Consider the following 19919-nt stretch of genomic DNA (forward strand, 5'->3'; position numbering starts at 1 on the left):
TCGGCTAAGGAAGCGGAAGGGAAGCTCCGCAAGAAATATACCCCACACCCCTATTTTTCAAGTAAAGAAAAAGCAGCTTTTCCACTCCCGAGAACAATCTCGCGATCATGAAAAACACGCAGCGCATCATGATGCGCAACGCTGATGCATGTGGTGTGGGGCAGAAAGAAAAGAAGGGCCTCGTAAAGACGACGCTCGTTGGCGTCATCCAGCGCAGACGTCGCCTCGCCCAGAAACAGGATCGCAGGCCGGAACAGCAACGCCCGCGCCACGGCCAGACGCTGCTGCTCGCCCGGAGAAAGCACCGCGCCCCAGTCCGCAATCTCGTCCAGCCGATGGCTGTATCCCGCCAAATTGACGGCTTCCAAAGCCTGCTGGCAAGAGGCGATATCATAGTGATCGGATGTCGCGGGATAGCTCAGCGCCTCACGCAGTGTCCCGGACGGAACATAGCTGCGCTGGGGCAAAAACATGGCCTGTCGGATGTTGAAAGAGACCTCTCCCCGCCCGTGACGCCACAGCCCGGCCAGCGCCCGCAGGAACGTGCTTTTCCCCGAACCGGACGGCCCGCGAACCAGCCAGCGTTCGCCGCCCTGCATCGTCAGATCGCCAATCCGCACAATTGGCTTTCCATCTGGCAGGTTCAGGACCAGATCCCGGATCTGCACCGAAGTCGTTTCGGTTACGGAACTAACAATTCCGCTTTGAGGCGACTGGCTGACAACCCGCTCGAACTCGCCCAGACGCTTAAGCACTGAGCGCTGTGTGGCCAGATCGGCATCGAAATGCTGCTGCCGGTAATTCGCGCCGATCAGCGGCGCGCCGAACCGCTCCAGTATCCCGGAAGCCAAAAGGGACGTGAGAACCGCGCCCAGAAAAAGATAGCCCGGGATCTGGAAATGACGGCCATGCCAGTCAAAAGACAATACCCCCCCAATGTTCCACAGAACAACCGCGAAAGACAGCAGCGTGGTCACCGCATCAATGGCGTCCAGCCCCAGTTTGAGCGTCTGGACCGTCATCTGAGACAGGTGGTCCGCAATACGCTGATCCGGGTTGTCCGCCCGGTTGGGGCCATGTTCGAGCCGATAATACGCCTCTTCCGACAGATACTGCCGCAGATAGACTTTCGTGTTCCACAGACGCCACCGCATCGAGAGAACCTGCGTCAGATAAGTCTGCGTCGCATGCACCACGACGGAGCCGAGCGTCACCAGAAGATAGAACGGCAGCATCCCCAGACACCGCCCGACCTCTCCTGCAAAGAACGCATCGAAAAACCGATGATACCACGCCATGGCATCCACAGTCATGTAACCGCCCTGAATGGTCGTGGCGTAACTGCCGCGCAGATTGCTGTTCGCATCAATCCCCGCCCCCACGTTCAGACCTTTGAGAAAGCCGTCCTGCACATTGTAATGCACCCAGGACTTGAAGATGTGATGCGGTGAGAAAACACTCCCGAAATCATTGACCTTCGCATTTGAAACTTTCGTGTCCAGATAGGTATAACCGATCGACACATCCAGCCCCGGCAGGATCTGACCATCGACCTGCGCTTCCCAGCCCTGACGGCGGATCGGGCCGGTGGTGACGTAGAACTGCGAGTGATACGGGTCCTGCACCGACTGGTTGATGCTTTCCATCCGGAACAGCGCGGATGAAAGGTTCAGGCAACCGCGGAAATATTCCGCTTTGAACCCGGTCTCGACCTGATTGCCTTCCTGTGGCGCAAGACCGCCCCCACCATAGGTCTGCTTGCCGACAGCCGGCGTGAAAATGCTGGCATACCAGGAGATGTTCGGCGTGATCTGATACACCGTGCCCAGATAGGGGGTAAGCTGCCCGCGCAGATCGGCCTGATTGATCCACTCCCCCTTTGGCGCAGGAGAAATTTTCTGGAGCTTCTCGTAATAACGCGAGACACGTCCACCCAGAATCAAGGACAAATGCCGGATCACCTCCAGCCGAAGCTGACCATAGAACCCCCACTGATACGCATAGTCATCCGTCCCGTATCTATCGGCATTCTGCTTGTAATCAAAGCAGCTTGCCGGAGGCTGGGGAACAGCATTGGTATTTTCGAGGCTGATATTGTTGTAAATGTTGTTGCAGTTCACGTTCGCATACTGTGTGATCTGCTCATAGGAATTGTAGTTGAACCCGAACAACGCATGATGTGTCCTGTTGAGGAGCTTGAAACTGCCCTATGCATACACATCCGCGGAACGGGACGTGTTGGAGCCTTTATATTTGGAGATCCCCTGATCCCGGTACTGAAGTGTTCCGGTCGCAGGATTCATTTTGTTCCAAGGCTCGTTATAGAAAGTATTGTAGTCCTGATCATAGAACGTGGCGCGCGCCGTCGCCGTCCAGTCGCCCCAGAGCTTCTGGGTGATGGACGCAATCGTCTGCTCGTCATGTAATTCGAATACCCCCAGCTCTGGCTCGGGTTCGCATCCCGGCTACCGGACCACAGGGTATTGGCCGTGGTCAGCGGCAGACCATAATAAGGTGCCGTAATGTCCTGCTGCTGGGCGGCATGAGAGACCAGGAATGTGGTCGTGGACGTGACATCTCACTCCAACGCGCCATAGGCCTGCCATTTGCGCGAATGGGAATATTTGTAGAAAAAATGATTGTCCTGATACAGGTCTGCCGTCCGAAAGCGCACGGTTTTCGAGTGGTTCAGCGGAATGGTGATATCCGTATCCACACGATAATTATCGAAACTGCCCACGCTGGCCGATCCGCCCGCGGCAAAGTTTATACCAGGCTTTTTCGTCACCTGATTGACCACACCACCCGCGCCGCCTCCGCCCTGCAACAGACCGGAAGAGCCACGGAGCACCTCGATCCTGTCATACATCGACAGGTCAAGGGCAGCATTATTCAGCGTCCCAGCAGCGTTGGGCGTGCCATCAATGGACGTCGTGAGCTGATATCCGCGTGAATAATAATTGGAATTGGCCGTAGAGCCCGGAAAGACCAGGATTCCGTTGATCTGCCGCATCGCATCCGCCATCGTCAGCATGTTGGAATCTTCCATACGCTGCTGGGTGATGACCGAAATGGACTGCGGCACGTCCTTGAGCGCCACGGGGCTTTTCCCCCAGACTTCAACAGCGGGGGCTGTATAGGTGTGGTTGGTGCCCAGAACCTGAATATTTTCGTCTGACGCAGCATCCAGATCTTCGGAAGAGCGAGACGCGGCTGCGACAGGCGCTGGAGCAGAGACCGTAGCGGGAGCCTTCACAGACTGCGCCAAAGGCTTGTCGGCGCGTCGCAATACCCCGCAATGCACAGGACGCGACGCCCTGTGTGTGGCATGGCAAACAGACGGGTGGTTTCTGGCGCGCTCTGCAACCGTATCGGCCAAAGCCGCAGGGCATGCGCCCACCACCAGACTGCCCCAGATCAGAGCATGGTGGGAAATGGCGGAAAAGCCGAGCCGACGGCGAACTGAAATGCCATGCTGTGTCATAATGTCTGTCCTAAAGAGACATACCAGCCCCATGCAACAGCCCGTTCCACGAAAAGCACCGTGTTACGGCATGAGGCCGGCAATGAAACGCTCCTGCTCAGGAGGAGGCGTGCTCCGGCTTCAGGAAACGACGTCAAATCCCGTGTCTTCGACGACGTCCCTGAACGCTGCGGGCGAAACATGGGCCGGGTCGTAAGAGACCGTCACCTTGCCGCCATCCAGCACGATATCGACGCCCGTTACGCCATTTACGGCTTCAAGAGCGCGCTGGAGCTTGCCCGAACATCCGTTGCAGGACATGCCCTCTACCGTCATGTGCGCTGTTTCTGTCATGTCACGAAATCCTTGAAAGAGAGAAAAACTCCCCCGGCGAGGGTATATCCACATACGATTCGGGGGTATGGTTTATATAAACATTCACTATAAAACTATTCTGGCAACCGTTATTATTTAACGATCATATTTTGGTATATATACCGCACCGGGGTATGCAATTTTCATATTACCTCCGAAACAGATTCGACAAGACAATTTTTTCAGACACGAAAAAATAATCTTTTCCGATCCCCCGGCTGGGTATAGGGTCACATCAGATTCGAACGATGAATCGCTCCGTTTCTTCCCCTTCTGTGGTGATTTCTGATGCTCAGGACACATGCCCGGATCTGGATCGGCCTGCTGGCTTGCCTGCTCATGCAGGTGGGGCTGCTGCTTGGCGCATCCACCGCGCAGGCCAGATCTGAAGCCCCCCACATGACCATGACCCACATCGCCATGACGATGCATCACATGGCCCATCACCAGAAGCCGGATGCCACGGATTGCTGCAAAACCTCAGCGTTCCACGCGATCCCTCATCCGCAACAGTCTTCCGAAGGCTGCTGCCACACGCATGCGGTCTCGGCCGACCCCATGCTGACAATGGCGTCCATCCACCCGTCCGGCCCGGCCCATACGGCCGCGCGCGTCTTTGCCTCAGGGCTGCAAGGACGCTTCAGCGGGACGGACTGGATCCCCGCCTCGCCGCCTCCAAAACTGCACGCAATCTGACACACGCCTGACCGGCGTGGACCCGTCCTGCTGTCCGAAATGGGCATTCAGGGCCTGATCCTCTGTCATTTTTGCGGATTTTTCCTCATGATCTTTCCGTCCCGCTTCCGGGGCGGCCTTACACGACGGCGTTTCGTGACGGGGATCGGCGCAGGCGGCCTTCTGGCAGCCCTGCCCCGCACCTCACATGCGCTCTCGTCCACGGCTGTTCCCCTTGGAGGTTCTCCCCTCAGGGCCTCTTCGGGTATCATACCCCCCACCCCTTTTAACCGGTGGGATCTGAAGGTCGGCCACACGCGCATTTCGCTCGATGGCAAGACCATGCACGCCCCAACTGTCGGCGGCACGGTGCCCGGTCCGATCCTGCGCTTCAAACAGGGCGATACCGTCAGCATCAACGTGACCAATACGCTGGATGAACCGACCTCGATCCACTGGCACGGCATCCGCACGCCCGCGAATATGGATGGCGTCCCGGGGTTGAGTTTCGGCGGCATCGCCCCCGGCGAAACCTTTACCTACCGCTTCAAACTCCATCAGAGCGGCACCTACTGGTATCACAGCCACTCCGGGATGCAGGAAGCGATGGGCCTGTACGGTGCGATGGTCATCGACCCGCGCCGCCCGGACCCGAACGCCTGCGACCGCGATTACGTCATTTTCCTCGCCGAATGGACGGATGTCATGCCCCATGACATCGTCAGCAACCTCAAAATGCAGGACGACTATTACGTCTTCCGCCAGCGCACTGCGGCGTCCTTCCCGAAAGAAGCGCGCGAAGCCGAAAGTGCGGGTGCGGCCCTCGCGGACCGTCTGGCCTGGTCGAAAATGCGCATGGCCGCGACCGACATCGCAGACGTCTCGGGCGCGATCTACACCTACACGCTGAACGGCCACGCCCCGGACATGAACTGGAGCGGCCTATTCCGGCCCGGCGAGAAGGTGCGTCTGCGCTTCATCAACGGCTCGACCATGACATTTTTCGACATCCGGATTCCCGGGCTCGAAATGCTGGTCGTGCAGGCTGACGGCAACGATATCGAACCCATCCCCGTGGACGAGTTCCGCATCGGCGTAGCGGAAACATACGATGTGATTGTCCAGCCGAAAGACGAGCGCGCCTATGCCATTTTCGCCCAGAGCGAGGACCGCACCGGCTACGCAAGAGGCACCCTTGCCCCGCGCGAAGGCATGATCGCACCGCTCCCGCCGATGGACCCGCGCCCCGTCCGCACCATGGTGGACATGGGCATGGGAAACATGAAGCCCGGCGAGAGCATGAAGGACACGGACATGTCGGACGATATGTCCGGCATGAAAATGGGTGGCGACATGGCCGGAATGGACATGCACGGCATGAACATGAAAGGCATGGATATGAGCCACATGGCCATGCTGAAAATGGAAGTGGACGACCCCGGCCCGCCGCCCATCAATGTCGAAAACCAGATGCGCGCCATGATGCCCATCGACCGCACGGGCAGCCCCGGCGACGGACTGGAGAACAACGGCCGTCGCGTCCTGAACTACAAACAACTCCGCGCCACCCGCCCCGGAGCGGATTTGCGACCGCCAACGCGGGAAATCATCCTGCATCTGACCGGCAACATGGAGCGCTATATCTGGGGCTTCAACGGTCGGAAGTTCTCGGAATCCGGCCCGATCCGTCTCAAGCTTGGCGAGCGTGTGCGCTTCACGCTCATCAACGACACCATGATGGAACATCCAATCCATTTGCACGGTCTATGGAGCGAACTGGAAAATGGTCAGGGCGATTACCGTCCCTACAAGCACACCATCATTTCCCAGCCGGGCTCGAAGCTGAGCTATCTCGTGACGGCCGATACCCCCGGCATGTGGGCGTATCACTGCCACCTGATGTATCACATGGATCTGGGCATGTTCCGCACGGTGATCGTGGCATGAAACACGCTCTTTCTCTCGTGGTTCTGTCCATTCTCGCCCTGGCCGGAACGGCCCACGCCGACCAGCCGGTCTATCATGCCACCGATGCGCCGGAAGCAACCCCCGTCGTCTATATTGGCGGTATCAAACCCGCTATGGATCAGGGCACCTGGCTGCACGGCATCTTCAACCAGCTTGAAGGCCGCTATGCGCCCGGCGGCACCGATTTCCGCTGGGACGGCGAAGCGTGGTTCGGCGGCGATTACAACAAGATCTGGCTCAAATCCGAAGGCACGCTGGAGAAAGGCCGCCTAAGCGATGGCGATCATGAACTGCTCTATACGCGCTCGATTTCGTCCTACTGGAACCTTCAAGGCGGCGTGCGGATGGACCTCGATGACGGCCCGACCCGCACATGGGGCGCGTTCGGCGTTCAGGGTCTGGCGCTCTACGAGTTCGAGTTCGAGGCCACGGCCTATGTCAGCGATCGCGGACGTTTCGCCGCCCGTGTGGAAGGCTCTTACGACTTCCTCCTGACCAACCGCCTGATCCTTCAGCCGCAGGCCGAGTTCAATTTCTACACGAAGTCCGACGCAGGGCGTCAGGCTGGCGCCGGTCTGTCGGATGTCGATGCCGGCCTGCGCCTGCGATACGAACTCTGGCGGAAATTCGCGCCTTATGTGGCCGTAACCTACTCCGGATATCTCACACAAGCCCGCCGGATCACCCGTGACCAGCACGACGACACCGGCTCCGTCCGCTTCAGCCTCGGCGTCCGAAGCTGGTTCTGATTCCAACACCCCATAAAAGAAAGTCACACATCATGCGCAAGACCCTCCTCGCACTGACCGCCCTCCTCGCAACCGGCACGGCCTACGCCGCCCCCTCCATGCCCGGCATGGATATGAGCCATATAGAGATGGGCGGTAAAAACGCCATGACCATGTCGTCCCCCAAAACGCAGGACCCGATGGCCGGACTGAACATGGATCAGCAGATGACCCTATGTGCGCATCTTGAGACGCTCAGCAAACAGAACAGCCCGCTGACGCCGAAGATGAAGCAGCAGCGCGCCGCCTGTCAGAAAATGGATATGGGCATGACGAGCCAGCCCGCCCCCGGCGAAACGCTGGACCGCTGATTCGTCAGCGCATCATCCGGCGAACGACCTGGAGAAGCTCGTCGATGGCGCCTTCTCCACCGTCTTCCTGCACCGCGCGGCGCACGCAGCCATTGGCGTGGGACGACAGGATCTGGATGGACACACCATCCAGAGCCGACTTGATGGCGGAAATCTGGGTCAGGATATCCACGCAGTAGCGGTCGTTCTCGATCATGTTGAGAACACCACCGACCTGCCCCTCGATCCGACGCACGCGGTTCGTTAAGGCTTTCTTGCGAGGCTGCTCGACGCGACGGCCGTCATCGTCCACGGGCGCACAATTCTCGCAGACATACATTGCATGTTCTTTCTGGAATAGTGCCATTCCTGGATCCGCCCTTTAGTCAGACATTCGAACATCACTCATGGGTCCATGTCCGCCCATCGGGGTCCGCCTTCAAGCGCACCCGTAACGCGTGTGTATGCCCCGCTACGTCGGGAATTGCCAGTCCGCAGACGCCGATCCGCCTTTTCCCGATCGAAAAAACCGAGTCTCCCACAGGAAAACGGGCCTCCTGTTGCGTCAGTAAGGTGCAGATATTCCGTTTCAATATGGGATGTTGCTCCGGCCTATGTCCCGTCAGCAGGGATTTTCGTAAAATTTATTATAAAATCCGGCGATTTCTCCAGTCCCAGACAGTGCCCCGGACCGCACTTGATGCAAATCATTCTCACTCCCCTTCCCGGACGGGCCGGATGCGCCTATCTAGAACGTAGGACGGAGCCTGTGAGCCTCCGTGCATACTCACCGAGGTACGGAACTGATGTTGTATCTGGATACACTGCCCAAGGGCGGACATGCCGTGATCGAAAAGGTCGAACAGCGTGCGCCTCTGGACCCGATCGCCACACGCCTCGGCGAACTGGGCTTCGTGCCCGGCGAAGCCGTACAGGTCGTCGCGACCGGTCCGATGGGCAGAGATCCGATTGCCGTGCGTCTGGGCACATCACGCTTTGCTCTGCGCCGTGGCGAAGCCGCCCGCGTCGGCCTGCGGACCGTTTCCTGACACCCCATGAGTGCAACCGAGTCCCCGCAGACACCCGCGTCCTCTCTGCATATCGCCCTCGTCGGAAATCCGAACTGCGGCAAGACCTCCCTGTTCAACCAGCTGACGGGCAGCCGTCAGAAAGTCGCCAACTACGCGGGCGTCACGGTTGAGCGCAAGGAAGGCTTCTTCACCACACCCAACGGCCGCGCCATCCGCGTACTCGACCTGCCGGGCGCCTACAGCCTTGATTCGACGAGTCCGGACGAGGACGTCACACGTGATGTCTGTCTCGGCCGCCACCGGACCGAACCCCGCCCGGAAATGTTGGTCGCCGTTATTTCGGCGACCAATCTGCGGCTGCATCTGCGCTTCCTTCTGGAACTGAAGCAGCTGGGCCTCCCCGTCGTCGTCGCACTGAGCATGATGGACGAAGCCCGCCGCCACGGCCTTCAGATTGACGTCGCCGGATTGCAGGCCGATCTGGGTATCCCCATCGTCCCCGTGATCAGCCTCAACCGCGCAGGCGTGATGCCGCTGCTTCAGGCACTGGATCTGCCCTTTCCGGCTCCGCCCGTGCCTCTTCCGGCAGGGCTCGATCCGCATATGGAAGTCCGGCGGCTGCTCGCGACCTATGTCGTCGATCCCGCCTCCGGAACGGACCGCCTGACGGACCGGCTGGACCGCGTGTTCCTGCATCCGGTCTGGGGCCCGGTCATTCTTCTGATCGTGCTGTTCGTCATGTTCCAGACCGTCTTCGCTTGGGCGCAACCGCTCATGGACGGTCTGGGCAATGGCATCTCGCTCTTTGGAGAAATCGTTCTCAAACCGCTTCCGGGCGGCGTCCTGCACAGTCTTCTGGCGGACGGTGTGCTGGCGGGTGCGGGCACGGTCATCGTGTTCCTGCCGCAGATCCTCATCCTGTTTTTGTGGATTCTGGCGCTTGAGGAATCCGGCTATCTGCCACGCGCGGCCTTCCTGCTCGACCGGCTGATGGCGCTGGCGGGGCTGAGCGGACGCTCCTTCATTCCCCTGCTGTCGAGCTTCGCCTGCGCCATTCCCGGCATCATGGCGGCCCGCACGATCCAGAACCCGCGGGACCGTCTGGTCACGATCCTGATCGCACCGCTCATGACCTGCTCGGCACGCCTGCCGGTCTATACGCTGCTGATCGGCGCGTTTGTGCCACACCGGAGCGTGCTCGGGATCTTCGGCCTTCAGGGGCTGGTGCTGTTCGGGCTCTATGCCGTCGCCATCATCAGCGGCGTGATCGCCGCGCGGGTCATGACGCGGGGTGTGAAGTCCGAAGAACATCCGCTGCTGCTCGAACTGCCGTCCTATCGCCGCCCGAATCTCAGGAGCCTTGCGCTCGGACTGTGGCAACAGGCGGTGATGTTCCTCTCCCGCGTCGGCACGATCATCGTCACGCTGAACGTGCTGCTCTGGGCGCTGTCGAGCTTCCCGCTCCCCCCCGCAGGCGCACCGGGACCGGCCATCGATTACAGTCTGGCAGGACGGATCGGACATCTGATGCAGTGGGTTTTCGCACCCATCGGCTTCAACTGGCAGATCTGCGTTTCGCTCATCCCCGGCCTTGCAGCGCGTGAAGTGGCAGTCAGTTCGCTGGCCACCGTTTATGCCATCGGAGCCACCGATGACGGCGCGGCCGACAGGCTCCTGCCCCTGCTCTCAACGCAGTGGAGCATGGCCACGGCCTTCTCGCTGCTGGCCTGGTATGTTTATGCGCCGCAATGCATTTCGACGCTGGCTGTCATGCGTCGGGAAACCGGATCGATCAAAACCGTTCTGGGGGCTGCGGCGTATCTGTTCGGTCTGGCCTATCTGGCCGCATTCCTGACCTATCACATCACCCGCGCCATTACGGGAGTTCCCTGATGCTCGAACTTGCTGTTGCCGTCCTGATCGTCTTCGCAGCCGCCATCTACTGGTATGCGCGCCTGTTTCCCGCCGGATGGGGCCGAATGCGAACGGCTGTGGGCCTGTCCACGCCACAGTCCACCGCAAGCAAGGGCTGCGGCGGCTGCTCGGGCTGTGACCGTTCGGGCAAGGGCGGCTGCCACTAAGGCAGCCGCCCTCTTTTTCAGGCTTTCTGAAGGCCAGGATTGCCACGCTCAACCGCAAAGCTGGCATAAGTGGACAGCTTGCCCCCCGGTACCATGACCCGATCGATCGTCTTCAGATCGGCATGCCATACTTCCGGCCCCACATCACACAGAACATAACCGCGCTTGTCGGTCGTGGCTTTCAGATGCGGGTTTTCGCTGCGGGCAATACGACTAAAATGATCGTCGTCGCCCAGACCATCCGCACCCGATGAAATGGACGTCGCAAGGAACTCCACCGAAACCGGCTTGCCACGTCCCGGCTCAATCAGCAGATCCCCAGCGAAGTGCCGATGCGCGTCCCCTGTCACATTCACCACGTTTCCGGGGCAATGCGTATCGATGAAATCCAGAAGGCGCTTGCGGCTGTACAGATAGCCCGACCACTGATCCATGCTGTAAACAAGCTCGGAATGCGCGGACTTCCGATGCGCCAGATCCATGATCATGACCTGATGCGCCAGCAGGTTCCATTTTGCGTCCGACCGCCCCAGACCATCAAACAGCCACTGCTCCTGTTCCGCGCCCATCATGGTGCGCTCGGGAGACCAGACGTCCTTGCCCTGCGCCGCATTCGTGTCGCCATACGCCTGATCGCTGCGATACTGGCGCGTATCCAGCACGAACATGTTCATCAGGTCGCCGAAGCTGAAACTGCGATAAAGCTGCATGTGGCTGCCATCGGGAATGGACGTCGCCCGTAGCGGCATATTCTCGTAATACGCCTGTAGTCCGACAGCCCGGCGCAGACGGAAAATCTCCGGCGGCGTGCCGTCCTGATCGGTATCTCCGGCCCAGTTGTTGTCGATCTCGTGGTCGTCAAAACTGACAATCCACGACGTCGCCGCATGAGCAGCCTGAAGATCCGGGTCCAGCTTGTACTGGGCATAGCGGCGGCGATATTCGTCCAGCGAATAACATTCCGGCCCGACATGACGCCGCAGAACATGCGCCTTGCGCCCGTCGATATCGCGCAGATGGTCGCCGCTATCCGCACCTTCGTAAATATAGTCGCCATAATGGAACACGAAATCGATCGGCTCGTTCGCGATGGCGCGCCAGGCGGTGTAGTAGCCATATTCGTAATGCTGGCAGCCCGCTGCGGCAAAACGCACGCGCGACAGCGGCGTACCCGGCATCGGCAGCGTCCGCCCCCGCCCAACCGGGCTCTGATAGCCCGCAATGTGGAAACGGTACCAGTACGGCCGGTCAGGCCTCAGCCCCGCAACCTCAACATGAACCGAATGGCCAAGCTCTGGATGGGCGAGCGCCTGTCCGCTCTGCACGGGTTTCGAGAACGTCTCATCCTCGCTAACCTCCCAGCCCACCAGAACCGGTTTAAGAGCCTCCATGCCGCCTGCTTCTTCCAGCGGGTCGGGTGCAAGGCGCGTCCACAGCACCAGACCGTCCGAAGCCGGATCGCCGGAAGCCACGCCGAGCTGGAACGGAGTGGCTTTAAAACCCGGATTTTTCTCCAGATCGCGCGGGACGGCAGCCCGCAGCGCACGCACGCGCGTCGAGAGGAGGAGACCCGCACCAAGGCCGGTCAGCAGGCTTCTACGTTTCATGAACACCATGCAGCAGTTCTTTCCTACGAAGCCCGGCTCCCTGCGGAACCGGGCTCCCAGAGGTCTTTGGACACACGCCCTCCGTTCTGTGGACACATGAAATGGAGATTTGCCCACTCCCCCAAACGCCATTTCATGAAACTGTCACGAATACGGCCGATCGAATTCCCTAAACGCTATCGCGCCGCAGCCCGGAGGAGTCCTTTCAGGGCGCGGTGATTCGGAAACATCCAGAAACGGGAACATGGATGCGCTGTCAGCAGGAATGGTTGCGCCTTTATCGCAGAGTGCGTTCCCGGACCCGTCGGGAGGATGCGGACGACCACCTTCAGAACGCCCTCATGAGCTATTTCGAGCGCCCCGAAGGCAGCGTGCAGCATCAGGACGCCTATATCACCCGAAGCGCCGTGAATTCCTCGCTCAACGCGATCCGCCGCGAACTGCAGGGATATGTACAGGCGGCGGACGACTTCGAAACGCTCGTCAATGTCCCCGACCCTGCGCCCTCGCAGGAGGATATTTACGAATCAACGCAAAGACTGGCGCATTTCCACGAAGGCTGCGAACAGCTTCCGGACCGGACCCGACAGATCTTCCTGATGAACCGTGTGGAAAAAATGAAGTACAGTCATATTGCGAAATCGCTGGCGATCAGTGAAAGCAGCGTTGAAAAACATATCGCAAAGGCGTTGATCTTCCTTTCAACATGGATGGATCACTGAAATACCAATCTGATGGACGTCATCAAACTCCGCGCGGCAGAATGGATTGCGCGCCTCCATGCAGAGGACTGCACACCGCGCGACCATGACATGTTCCGCGCGTGGCTGGCGAGCGATCCTCGGAACGGTCCGGTTTTCGAACATCTGACGGAACTGTGGGAACTCTCCGGAGGCGCACGCACGCCACCCGTCGTTGCAAAGCCGGTTCAAACCATCCGACGCCCAGTTCTCAGCCGGCGTCATGCGCTGGCCGGGTTAGTGGCAGCGGCTTTTCTGGCCGCCCCCCCATGGGAAGGTGCCCATGCCAGCCGGATAGAGGAGACCGGAATTGGAAGCATCCGCGACGTCCGCCTCACGCCCCGGACGGATTGCCGCCTCGACACCCAGACGCGCCTTGTGGTGGGCGCGAACGGGCAGCAGGCGCGGCTGTGTCACGGGCAGATCCTGCTCTCGGTGGCCGGACCGGACCCGTTCCATCTTTCCGCCGACGGCATGACGGTACAGCTTCATGACAAGACCTCCGCCGATATCCGCATCAATCGCGGCAATACGGAAGTCACGGCCATCCGGGGGAAGGTGTTCCTGACCGCCGCAGCCCTGCGTGAGGCCGGACGATGGGTGATGCCCGGACAGCGCCTGCGGATGGATCGCAACGGCGGCTGGAACATCGATTATCCCGATCTGGAAACATTACTCTCCTGGCAGAGCGGCGAACTGGTGTTCCGCAACCAGCCGCTGGCGGAGGTGATTCAGGAAATCAACCGTTACGCCTCCCGCCAGATCGTCCTGTCCGCGCCGCGTCTGGCCTCGCAGCGCCTGAGCGGCGTGTACCATGTGCGTCAGGGGGATGCGTTTTTGCAGATGCTCCCGCATCTGCTGCCCCTGCGGATCCGCCCGGCCCATAACGCTTACGAAATCGTCGCTTTGTGACGTTTCGATGAAAACCGCTGCATCGCGCTGAGGTTTTCATTTTCTCATCTGTCTTCCTGTCGAGACCGCTTTCAGGCCCGACGACAGGAAACGAGCCCCATGACCCCGCCCTCCCGTTACCCCCGCCGCACCGTTCTGCTTCTGTCGGCAGGCGCGACCATTCTGACGCACTCTCTGTCCAGCGCCTTCGCAGCCCCGAGCGCTCCGGTGCATATCGCGCCACAGCCCATGGCACAGGCCCTCGTGACGCTCGGGCATCAGACGGGCCGCAACATCATTTTCACCTCCGATGCCGTGGCCCATCTGCGCGCCCCTGCCGTGGACGGCACGCTGTCGCCCGACGATGCGGTCAAACGCCTGCTGCGCGGGAGCGGACTGAAGGCAGAGGCCATGCCGGATGGCGGCGTCATCATCCGCAAGGACCCCTCCGCGCGCCCAAAGCCCCAGCGCCTGCGTGAAGCGCAGGCGCATGACATCGAACAGATCGTCGCCACCGGCCACCGCACACGCTCCGTCATGAGCGTCAACGGCGACGAAATGCAGACGCTGATGCCGGGTCAGAGCCCGATGCAGGCACTGGACCTTTTGCCGGGTGTGACGTTCACCAACGTCGATCCGTGGGGCAATAACGAGCAGAATTCCAGCATTTACGTCCACGGTTTCAACCAGAACCAGCTCGGCTACACGATGGACGGCGTCCCGCTCGGAGCGGGGGCTTACGGCAACTATAACGGCCTGTCTCCGCAGCGTGCGGCCATCAGTGAAGACATCGGTTCAGTTTCCCTGTCGTCCGGCGCCGGTGCGCTGGGCACGGCTTCGACCAGCAATCTGGGCGGGACGATCGAATTTACCACGCGCGATCCGAAGCAGAAGGCCGGTGCAACGATCAACCAGACCTTTGGTAGCTATTCCACCTTCAGAACATTCGCACGCGTCGATACGGGCAATTTCGGCAACGGCAACTCGGCCTATATGGCGTTTGCCCGTCAGGACGCCCGCCCGTGGAATCTCGGCAATGCCAACCGGCAGGGCGGTTATCAGGTGAACGGGAAATTCGTCCATAAGGGCGAAAACACCACCATCACCGCCTATTTCGACTGGCAGAACAAGGCCGAGCCCAACACGCAGGGACTCACGGCTCCCACCGACCTGTATGCCCGCGGGGCCTTCTTCCCGGACCTGAACGCCGCCATGGCGGGGTATCCGGCTGAAAGCTCGACCAAAGCCGGACCGGCGACACCCAACAACAAATATTACTTCTCCGCCGCCCAGCGCACGGACTACCTGACCTATCTGAAAATTTCCCACCGGTTCTCTCCGAACCTGAACTGGGACAACCAGCTTTACTTCCACTACGACGACGGCGCGGGCGTGGTCGCGACTTCCATCCGTACGAATGCAATCCTGACGATCCTTGGCTCTTATCTTGACCCCACCGGCACGAAATACATCAAGAACGGCCAGTTCACCTACAGCGTCGCGGGTATTGATCCGAAAGTCTGGAACGCCACGGGTGACACGGGTTTCGCCGTCCGCACCACGGAATATAGCGACTATCGCGGCGGCCTGATCAGCACGCTGCACTACCGCCTCGGCCATCACAATATCGAACTGGGCGGCTGGTATGAGCGCAACAACAACGAGCAGGGCCGCTACTGGTATCCGCTGACGCAGAACGACACGCTGACGCCCTATACGCGCCCGACCAACCCGCTGTTCACGCAGTGGAACAACGCGTTCTACACCAACACCTTCGTCACGCATCTTCAGGACAGCTGGAAGGTGACGTCCCGCCTGACGCTAACGGCGGGCCTCAAGTCCGAGATGGTCTATACGAACGGCACCCTCCCGGTGGCCGCTCTGCCGCAGTCTCTCGCCTCTTCGGTGAAGGGGGCGAAAACGATCGTCGATACCAGCACCCACACCGTCGCGGGCGGCACCATTCCGTCTTACAAACCGTTCCTGCCCGCCTTCGGTGCGTTGTGGAACGTCACACAGCACGAACAGCTCTTTGCCAATATTCAGGAGAACATGAACTCCTTCGCCGCCACTGGCTACGGCTCGACGTCTCCGTGGGCCGTGTCCGATCAGGCGGATTTTGAGAAGTTCAAGCGCAGTGGCAAACCGGAGACGTCCTGGACGTATGAAACCGGCATCCGCACCAGCCATCCGATCAATACGCGCATCCTGACCGGGATCAGCGGACAGCTCGAATATTATCACGTCGATTTCTACAACCGCCTCGGCACCATTTCACCGCCGGGTCAGGGTATTTCAGGCGTCGGCAATACGGTAGCAAACCTTGGCAGCGTCTCGACAAACGGCATGGACATGTCGTTTACGCTGCGCTTCGGACCCCATTTCTCGATCTATGATGCCGTGTCCTATGTCAGCAGCATTTACGGCAACGACTTCATGGATGGAGCGACGCTCTATGCCACCAAGGACAAGAAGGTTCCCGCCATTCCGGCATGGTCCGACAAGTTCGCCGTTAACTACACTCAGGGCGGCTTCAACGCCCAGTTCAGCGGCAGCTATATGGGCGTCCGCCCGGGCACCATCACCAACAGCGTCATGGTTCCCCCACGCGTGCAGCTTGCCTTCAGTTCCAGCTACACGTTCCACCAGATCCCGCACATGAACAGCCTCAAGCTCCAGTTCAACGCCAGCAATCTGACGAATGCGCGCTCCTGGTCCACGATCGCCGCCGGAGATGCCAGCACCTATACCGGCTACCCCACGGCCCCGCGCATGTTCTTCGGAACAGTGTCCGCAGCCTTCTGAACACAAAACACCCCTTCCCCGGTTTCTCCGGGGAAGGGATTCAGGAACCCGCCCCTAACGGGCTGAACTGCCAGACATTTTCGGTGGCCGGGCATCGCCCTTTCAGCCCTCCTTCGACCTCCCGGCTTTCCAGACGCCTGATCTCGTAAGCCTCTCCGTAAGCCTCGCGTACAAAGCCTTCATCCACGGAAAACGGCGGTCCCTTCAGGCAGGACTGGTCATAGGCCAATGTCACGAGCAGTTCGGGCACAGAACCAGTCAGGGCCAGAAGATGGGCCACATAAGCCCGCCGCAGATCTTCCGGCAGGGCAATCAGCGCGGCACGGTCATAAATGGCCTCCACCGGGCCAAGGGCATCCGGCGTCAGATCGAAAATATTACCCGCAAAAATACTGATGGCACCGGCCGAAAAACGCCGCAACGTCCCGACCTGAACGACATCGGGTGTAACGCCGAGATCGCTGAAAAAACGCTCCACCGCAATCTCGCTGAGTTCACATCCGATCACCCGATACCCCTGCCCGGCCAGCCAGACCATGTCCTGACTCATCCCACACAGAGGCACGAAAATCCTCGCGGCGACCGGCAGATCCAGAGCGCCGAAATGGCGGGTCAGAAACGGATTGGCACGCGCTTCGTGAAAGCCCGTCTCCCCACGTTCCCATTTTTCCTGCCAGAAAACGGCATTCGACGCTGCATCCATCACTTCGGCGATCCTTCTGCCCTTTCCGGCCGATCCTGTGCCTTCTTCCTCCGATGAAGCAATGGCCTCTCCGGAGAAAATATGAGAAAAGCCGCTCATGGTCATGCTCACCCCCTCACAGCGGCAGGCGCTCGACGAAATCATTGCCGCCCATGCCGCAGGACTGCCGACGCATCTGCTGACGGGATATGCGGGCAGCGGCAAAACGACGCTGATGCAGGCCGTCGCCCGGCATTTCATGGGCGAGAAAAAAGTCGTAGTCATCACGGCCCCGACCCATAAAGCCACGGCTGTTCTGCGCTCCAAAGTAGACCGGGACGTCGACTGCCGCACGATCCAGAGCCTGCTGAGCCTCCAGCCCTCTTCGCAGGGCACGACCACGACCCTCGTGCGCTCCAAACGCCCCCAGACGATCGCTGATGGCATCGTCATCGTCGATGAATGCTCGATGCTCTCGGCGGAGCTGATGAACTGGATCCGCGATCTGCTCCGCTACTGCTTCGTACTGTTCGTAGGCGACCCGGCCCAGCTGCCGCCTGTTGGAGAAGCCGCCTCCCCCTCGTTTTCCGTGCCCTCACGCTCCCATCTCGACACCGTCGTACGACAGGCGGCAGGCAATCCGATCCTCGAAGCCGCAACCCTCATCCGCCAGAGCCAGGGCGGTGAAGCGGACTGGAGCTGGGTCCGCGATGCCCGTCAGGAACAGACCGGCCTGTTCCTGCCCAAAGATGTGGAAAACTGGGTCCGCAAGGCCTTCCTGTCCGACGCCTTCGACGAAGATAACGACTGGTGCCGCTATCTGTGCTGGACGAACGCGCGGGTGCATCAGATCAACCGGATGGTCCGGCTCTGGCGCTATGGCGGCGAGACCCCCACACCCTTCATGCCCGGCGAGCGTGTCGTGTCCCGCGCGCCATTTTCCATCCAGCAGGAAGAAAGCGGCCCGCGTCAGGCCATTGCCACGAACGAGGAAGTCCTCGTCATGGATATCAAGCCCGGTCGGCTGTCCTACAAGTTTGAGCTGTGCAAGGACGTTCCAGCCTGGGTCGCCGATCTGGCGTCATGGGAAGTCACGCTGCTAACAATGGCGGGCGAGGAAATCACCGGCCATATCGTGCAGAACCCGAAAGATCTGGAAGCCGTGGACCGGCGTCTGGTGCAGGAAGCGAAACAGCAGCACCGCCGCTGGAGCCACCGTTTCGCGTTTCAGAATGCCCTGCTCCAGCTTCAGGCGATCTACGCCATGACGGTCCATACCGCGCAGGGCAGCACGTTCAAAAACGTGTTCGTGGATCTCGGCGACATCGGCCGTCGCGCCCGGCAGAACCCGCTGGAGACGCAGCAGCTCTGTTATGTAGCGGTCACACGCGCGACGGACATGGTGTTTCTTGTCAACACGGCGGGTCTTTCCGCACAATAGGCCGCGACGCCCAGAGCGACGCCAGAATAGACCCCGAAACATTGTGCCAGACGGAAAAAACCGCGCCCGGCAGCGCGGCCAGCGGGGAGAAATAAAGCCGTCCCAGTGTCGCGGCGAGCCCGGAATTCTGCATCCCGACTTCCAACGCCAGCGTCCGGCAGACACTCTCGTCAAAGCCAAGCAATCGCCCGCCCCAGTAGCCCCCCAGAAGCCCGATCCCGTTATGCAGGATGACGGCCAGCAGCATGATCGGACCAGCCTCTTTCAAAGACGGCCCCACACCCGCCACGATCGCCCCGATGATAAGCAGGATCGACACCATCGCCACCGGCGGAAGCGCAGGCTCGACCCGGCGCACCGCGCGATGCCAGAATGTGTTGATCACAACGCCCGCCAGAACAGGTAGCGCTACCATGGTTACGATGCTGCGAAACAACGCCCAGCTATCCACCGCCACCCCAGCCGAGACATAGAACCGCACCAGAAGCGGTGTTGCGACGATCCCGACGAGCGTTGAAAACGCACTGATACTGACCGAAAGCGCCACATCCCCGCGCGATAGATAGATCATGACATTGGACGCCGTACCACTCGACACACACCCAACCAGAACCATGCCTGTCATCAGTGCAGGCGGCAGCCTCAGCAGATGCGCGATTCCCCACGCCGCAAGCGGCATGACAAGATAATGCAGCCCCACACCCGCCAGAACCGGCGCGGGCCGACGCAGGATACGCCCAAAATCGGCCGGTGTCAGGGAAACGCCCATCGTGAACATAACAAACGCCAGAAGCGGCGTGATGGCGGGCACAAGCGTCAGGAACGCTCCGGGGAGAAGGAGTGCAAGCCCGGACACCAGAATGGCCCAGAGCGGAAAAAGACGCATCACCACCGCAGCAGGACCGTTTCGTAGAAACATTCTTCAGGTGGCATATGACCCAGCGTAATGAATATAATAAAAACGTTCTTATGCCGGGAGGCAGCAGTTCCGTCATCTTTTTCCGACATGGACGCGGAGAAATACGCAACCTGAAAAATGCCATTAACCTTAAGGTAAGATCGAGCTGTTTTTATTATTTTCA

The 19919-nt window shown here is 60.0% G+C and carries 18 protein-coding genes; 11 read left to right on the forward strand and 7 right to left on the reverse strand.

Annotation, left to right across the window (positions count from 1 at the left end):
• Nucleotides 1-50: 50 nt before the first annotated feature.
• The 3 genes from GKO01_RS16270 to GKO01_RS06350 form a co-directional block, all read right to left on the reverse strand.
• Nucleotides 51-2171: a TonB-dependent receptor domain-containing protein gene (locus tag GKO01_RS16270; RefSeq protein ID WP_244901352.1), complete on the reverse strand. Its 2121-nt coding sequence runs from the start codon at nt 2169-2171 to the stop codon at nt 51-53.
• A 407-nt stretch (nt 2172-2578) separates the two neighbouring features.
• Nucleotides 2579-3484 carry a TonB-dependent receptor plug domain-containing protein gene (locus tag GKO01_RS06345; protein WP_099286280.1) on the reverse strand — a complete coding sequence of 302 codons (906 nt, stop codon included), beginning with the start codon at nt 3482-3484 and terminating at the stop codon, nt 2579-2581.
• A gap of 120 nt (nt 3485-3604) precedes the next feature.
• Entirely contained in the window at nt 3605-3817 is a 213-nt protein-coding gene (locus GKO01_RS06350) for a heavy-metal-associated domain-containing protein (protein WP_099286281.1), read from the reverse strand.
• A 309-nt stretch (nt 3818-4126) separates the two neighbouring features.
• Here GKO01_RS06350 and GKO01_RS06355 point away from each other — a divergent pair, with 309 nt between their 5' ends.
• From GKO01_RS06355 to GKO01_RS06370, 4 genes are all read left to right on the forward strand, one after another.
• A complete protein-coding gene (locus tag GKO01_RS06355; protein ID WP_099286282.1) occupies nt 4127-4534 on the forward strand; it encodes a hypothetical protein in 408 nt (135 codons plus the stop codon).
• An 87-nt stretch (nt 4535-4621) separates the two neighbouring features.
• On the forward strand, nt 4622-6460 hold the full coding sequence (locus tag GKO01_RS06360) for a copper resistance system multicopper oxidase (protein ID WP_099286355.1): 1839 nt from the start codon (nt 4622-4624) through the stop codon (nt 6458-6460).
• On the forward strand, nt 6457-7230 hold the full coding sequence (locus GKO01_RS06365; protein ID WP_099286283.1) for a copper resistance protein B: 774 nt from the start codon (nt 6457-6459) through the stop codon (nt 7228-7230). Before GKO01_RS06360 ends, GKO01_RS06365 begins: the two co-directional genes overlap by 4 nt.
• 32 nt (nt 7231-7262) lie before the next feature.
• Nucleotides 7263-7580: a hypothetical protein gene (locus tag GKO01_RS06370; RefSeq protein WP_099286284.1), complete on the forward strand. Its 318-nt coding sequence runs from the start codon at nt 7263-7265 to the stop codon at nt 7578-7580.
• Nucleotides 7581-7584: 4 nt separating this feature from the next.
• Here the strand turns inward: GKO01_RS06370 and GKO01_RS06375 are convergent, their stop codons facing one another.
• On the reverse strand, nt 7585-7899 hold the full coding sequence (locus GKO01_RS06375) for a metal-sensitive transcriptional regulator (protein ID WP_244901362.1): 315 nt from the start codon (nt 7897-7899) through the stop codon (nt 7585-7587).
• A 466-nt stretch (nt 7900-8365) separates the two neighbouring features.
• Between GKO01_RS06375 and GKO01_RS06380 the strand changes: the two genes are divergently transcribed.
• Genes GKO01_RS06380 through GKO01_RS06390 form a run of 3 tightly spaced genes read left to right on the forward strand, consistent with a single transcriptional unit; the run spans nt 8366 to nt 10671 of the window.
• A complete protein-coding gene (locus tag GKO01_RS06380) occupies nt 8366-8608 on the forward strand; it encodes a FeoA family protein (protein WP_099286286.1) in 243 nt (80 codons plus the stop codon).
• Nucleotides 8609-8614: 6 nt separating this feature from the next.
• Nucleotides 8615-10483: a ferrous iron transporter B gene (feoB, locus tag GKO01_RS06385; protein WP_099286287.1), complete on the forward strand. Its 1869-nt coding sequence runs from the start codon at nt 8615-8617 to the stop codon at nt 10481-10483.
• Nucleotides 10483-10671, forward strand: a complete 189-nt coding sequence (locus GKO01_RS06390) for a hypothetical protein (RefSeq protein WP_099286288.1) — start codon at nt 10483-10485, stop codon at nt 10669-10671. Before feoB ends, GKO01_RS06390 begins: the two co-directional genes overlap by 1 nt.
• A 17-nt stretch (nt 10672-10688) precedes the next feature.
• Here GKO01_RS06390 and GKO01_RS06395 read toward each other — a convergent pair whose 3' ends face one another.
• Nucleotides 10689-12287, reverse strand: coding sequence for an alkaline phosphatase D family protein (locus tag GKO01_RS06395; RefSeq protein WP_167383438.1), 1599 nt, complete (start codon nt 12285-12287; stop codon nt 10689-10691).
• A gap of 206 nt (nt 12288-12493) precedes the next feature.
• Between GKO01_RS06395 and GKO01_RS06400 the strand changes: the two genes are divergently transcribed.
• The 3 genes from GKO01_RS06400 to GKO01_RS06410 all read left to right on the forward strand — a co-directional run bounded on the left by GKO01_RS06400 (nt 12494) and on the right by GKO01_RS06410 (nt 16714).
• Nucleotides 12494-13000 (forward strand): RNA polymerase sigma factor, encoded by a 507-nt coding sequence (locus GKO01_RS06400; RefSeq protein ID WP_244901353.1) that lies wholly within the window; start codon nt 12494-12496, stop codon nt 12998-13000.
• 12 nt (nt 13001-13012) lie between these two features.
• On the forward strand, nt 13013-13930 hold the full coding sequence (locus GKO01_RS06405; protein WP_099286291.1) for a FecR family protein: 918 nt from the start codon (nt 13013-13015) through the stop codon (nt 13928-13930).
• A 99-nt stretch (nt 13931-14029) separates the two neighbouring features.
• Entirely contained in the window at nt 14030-16714 is a 2685-nt protein-coding gene (locus GKO01_RS06410) for a TonB-dependent receptor plug domain-containing protein (RefSeq protein ID WP_099286292.1), read from the forward strand.
• 40 nt (nt 16715-16754) lie between these two features.
• On the opposite strand, the gene tmpT is transcribed toward GKO01_RS06410, so the two are convergent.
• Nucleotides 16755-17516: a thiopurine S-methyltransferase gene (gene tmpT, locus GKO01_RS06415; RefSeq protein ID WP_348537206.1), complete on the reverse strand. Its 762-nt coding sequence runs from the start codon at nt 17514-17516 to the stop codon at nt 16755-16757.
• Here tmpT and GKO01_RS06420 point away from each other — a divergent pair.
• Nucleotides 17515-18837, forward strand: a complete 1323-nt coding sequence (locus tag GKO01_RS06420; RefSeq protein ID WP_099286293.1) for an ATP-dependent DNA helicase — start codon at nt 17515-17517, stop codon at nt 18835-18837. The genes tmpT and GKO01_RS06420 overlap by 2 nt on opposite strands.
• Here GKO01_RS06420 and panS read toward each other — a convergent pair.
• Complete coding sequence (gene panS, locus GKO01_RS06425; protein ID WP_099286357.1) at nt 18809-19729, reverse strand: ketopantoate/pantoate/pantothenate transporter PanS; 921 nt, start codon at nt 19727-19729, stop codon at nt 18809-18811. The genes GKO01_RS06420 and panS overlap by 29 nt on opposite strands.
• Nucleotides 19730-19919: the final 190 nt, after the last annotated feature.

This window comes from Gluconobacter kondonii (assembly GCF_002723995.1).
Lineage (GTDB): Bacteria > Pseudomonadota > Alphaproteobacteria > Acetobacterales > Acetobacteraceae > Gluconobacter > Gluconobacter kondonii.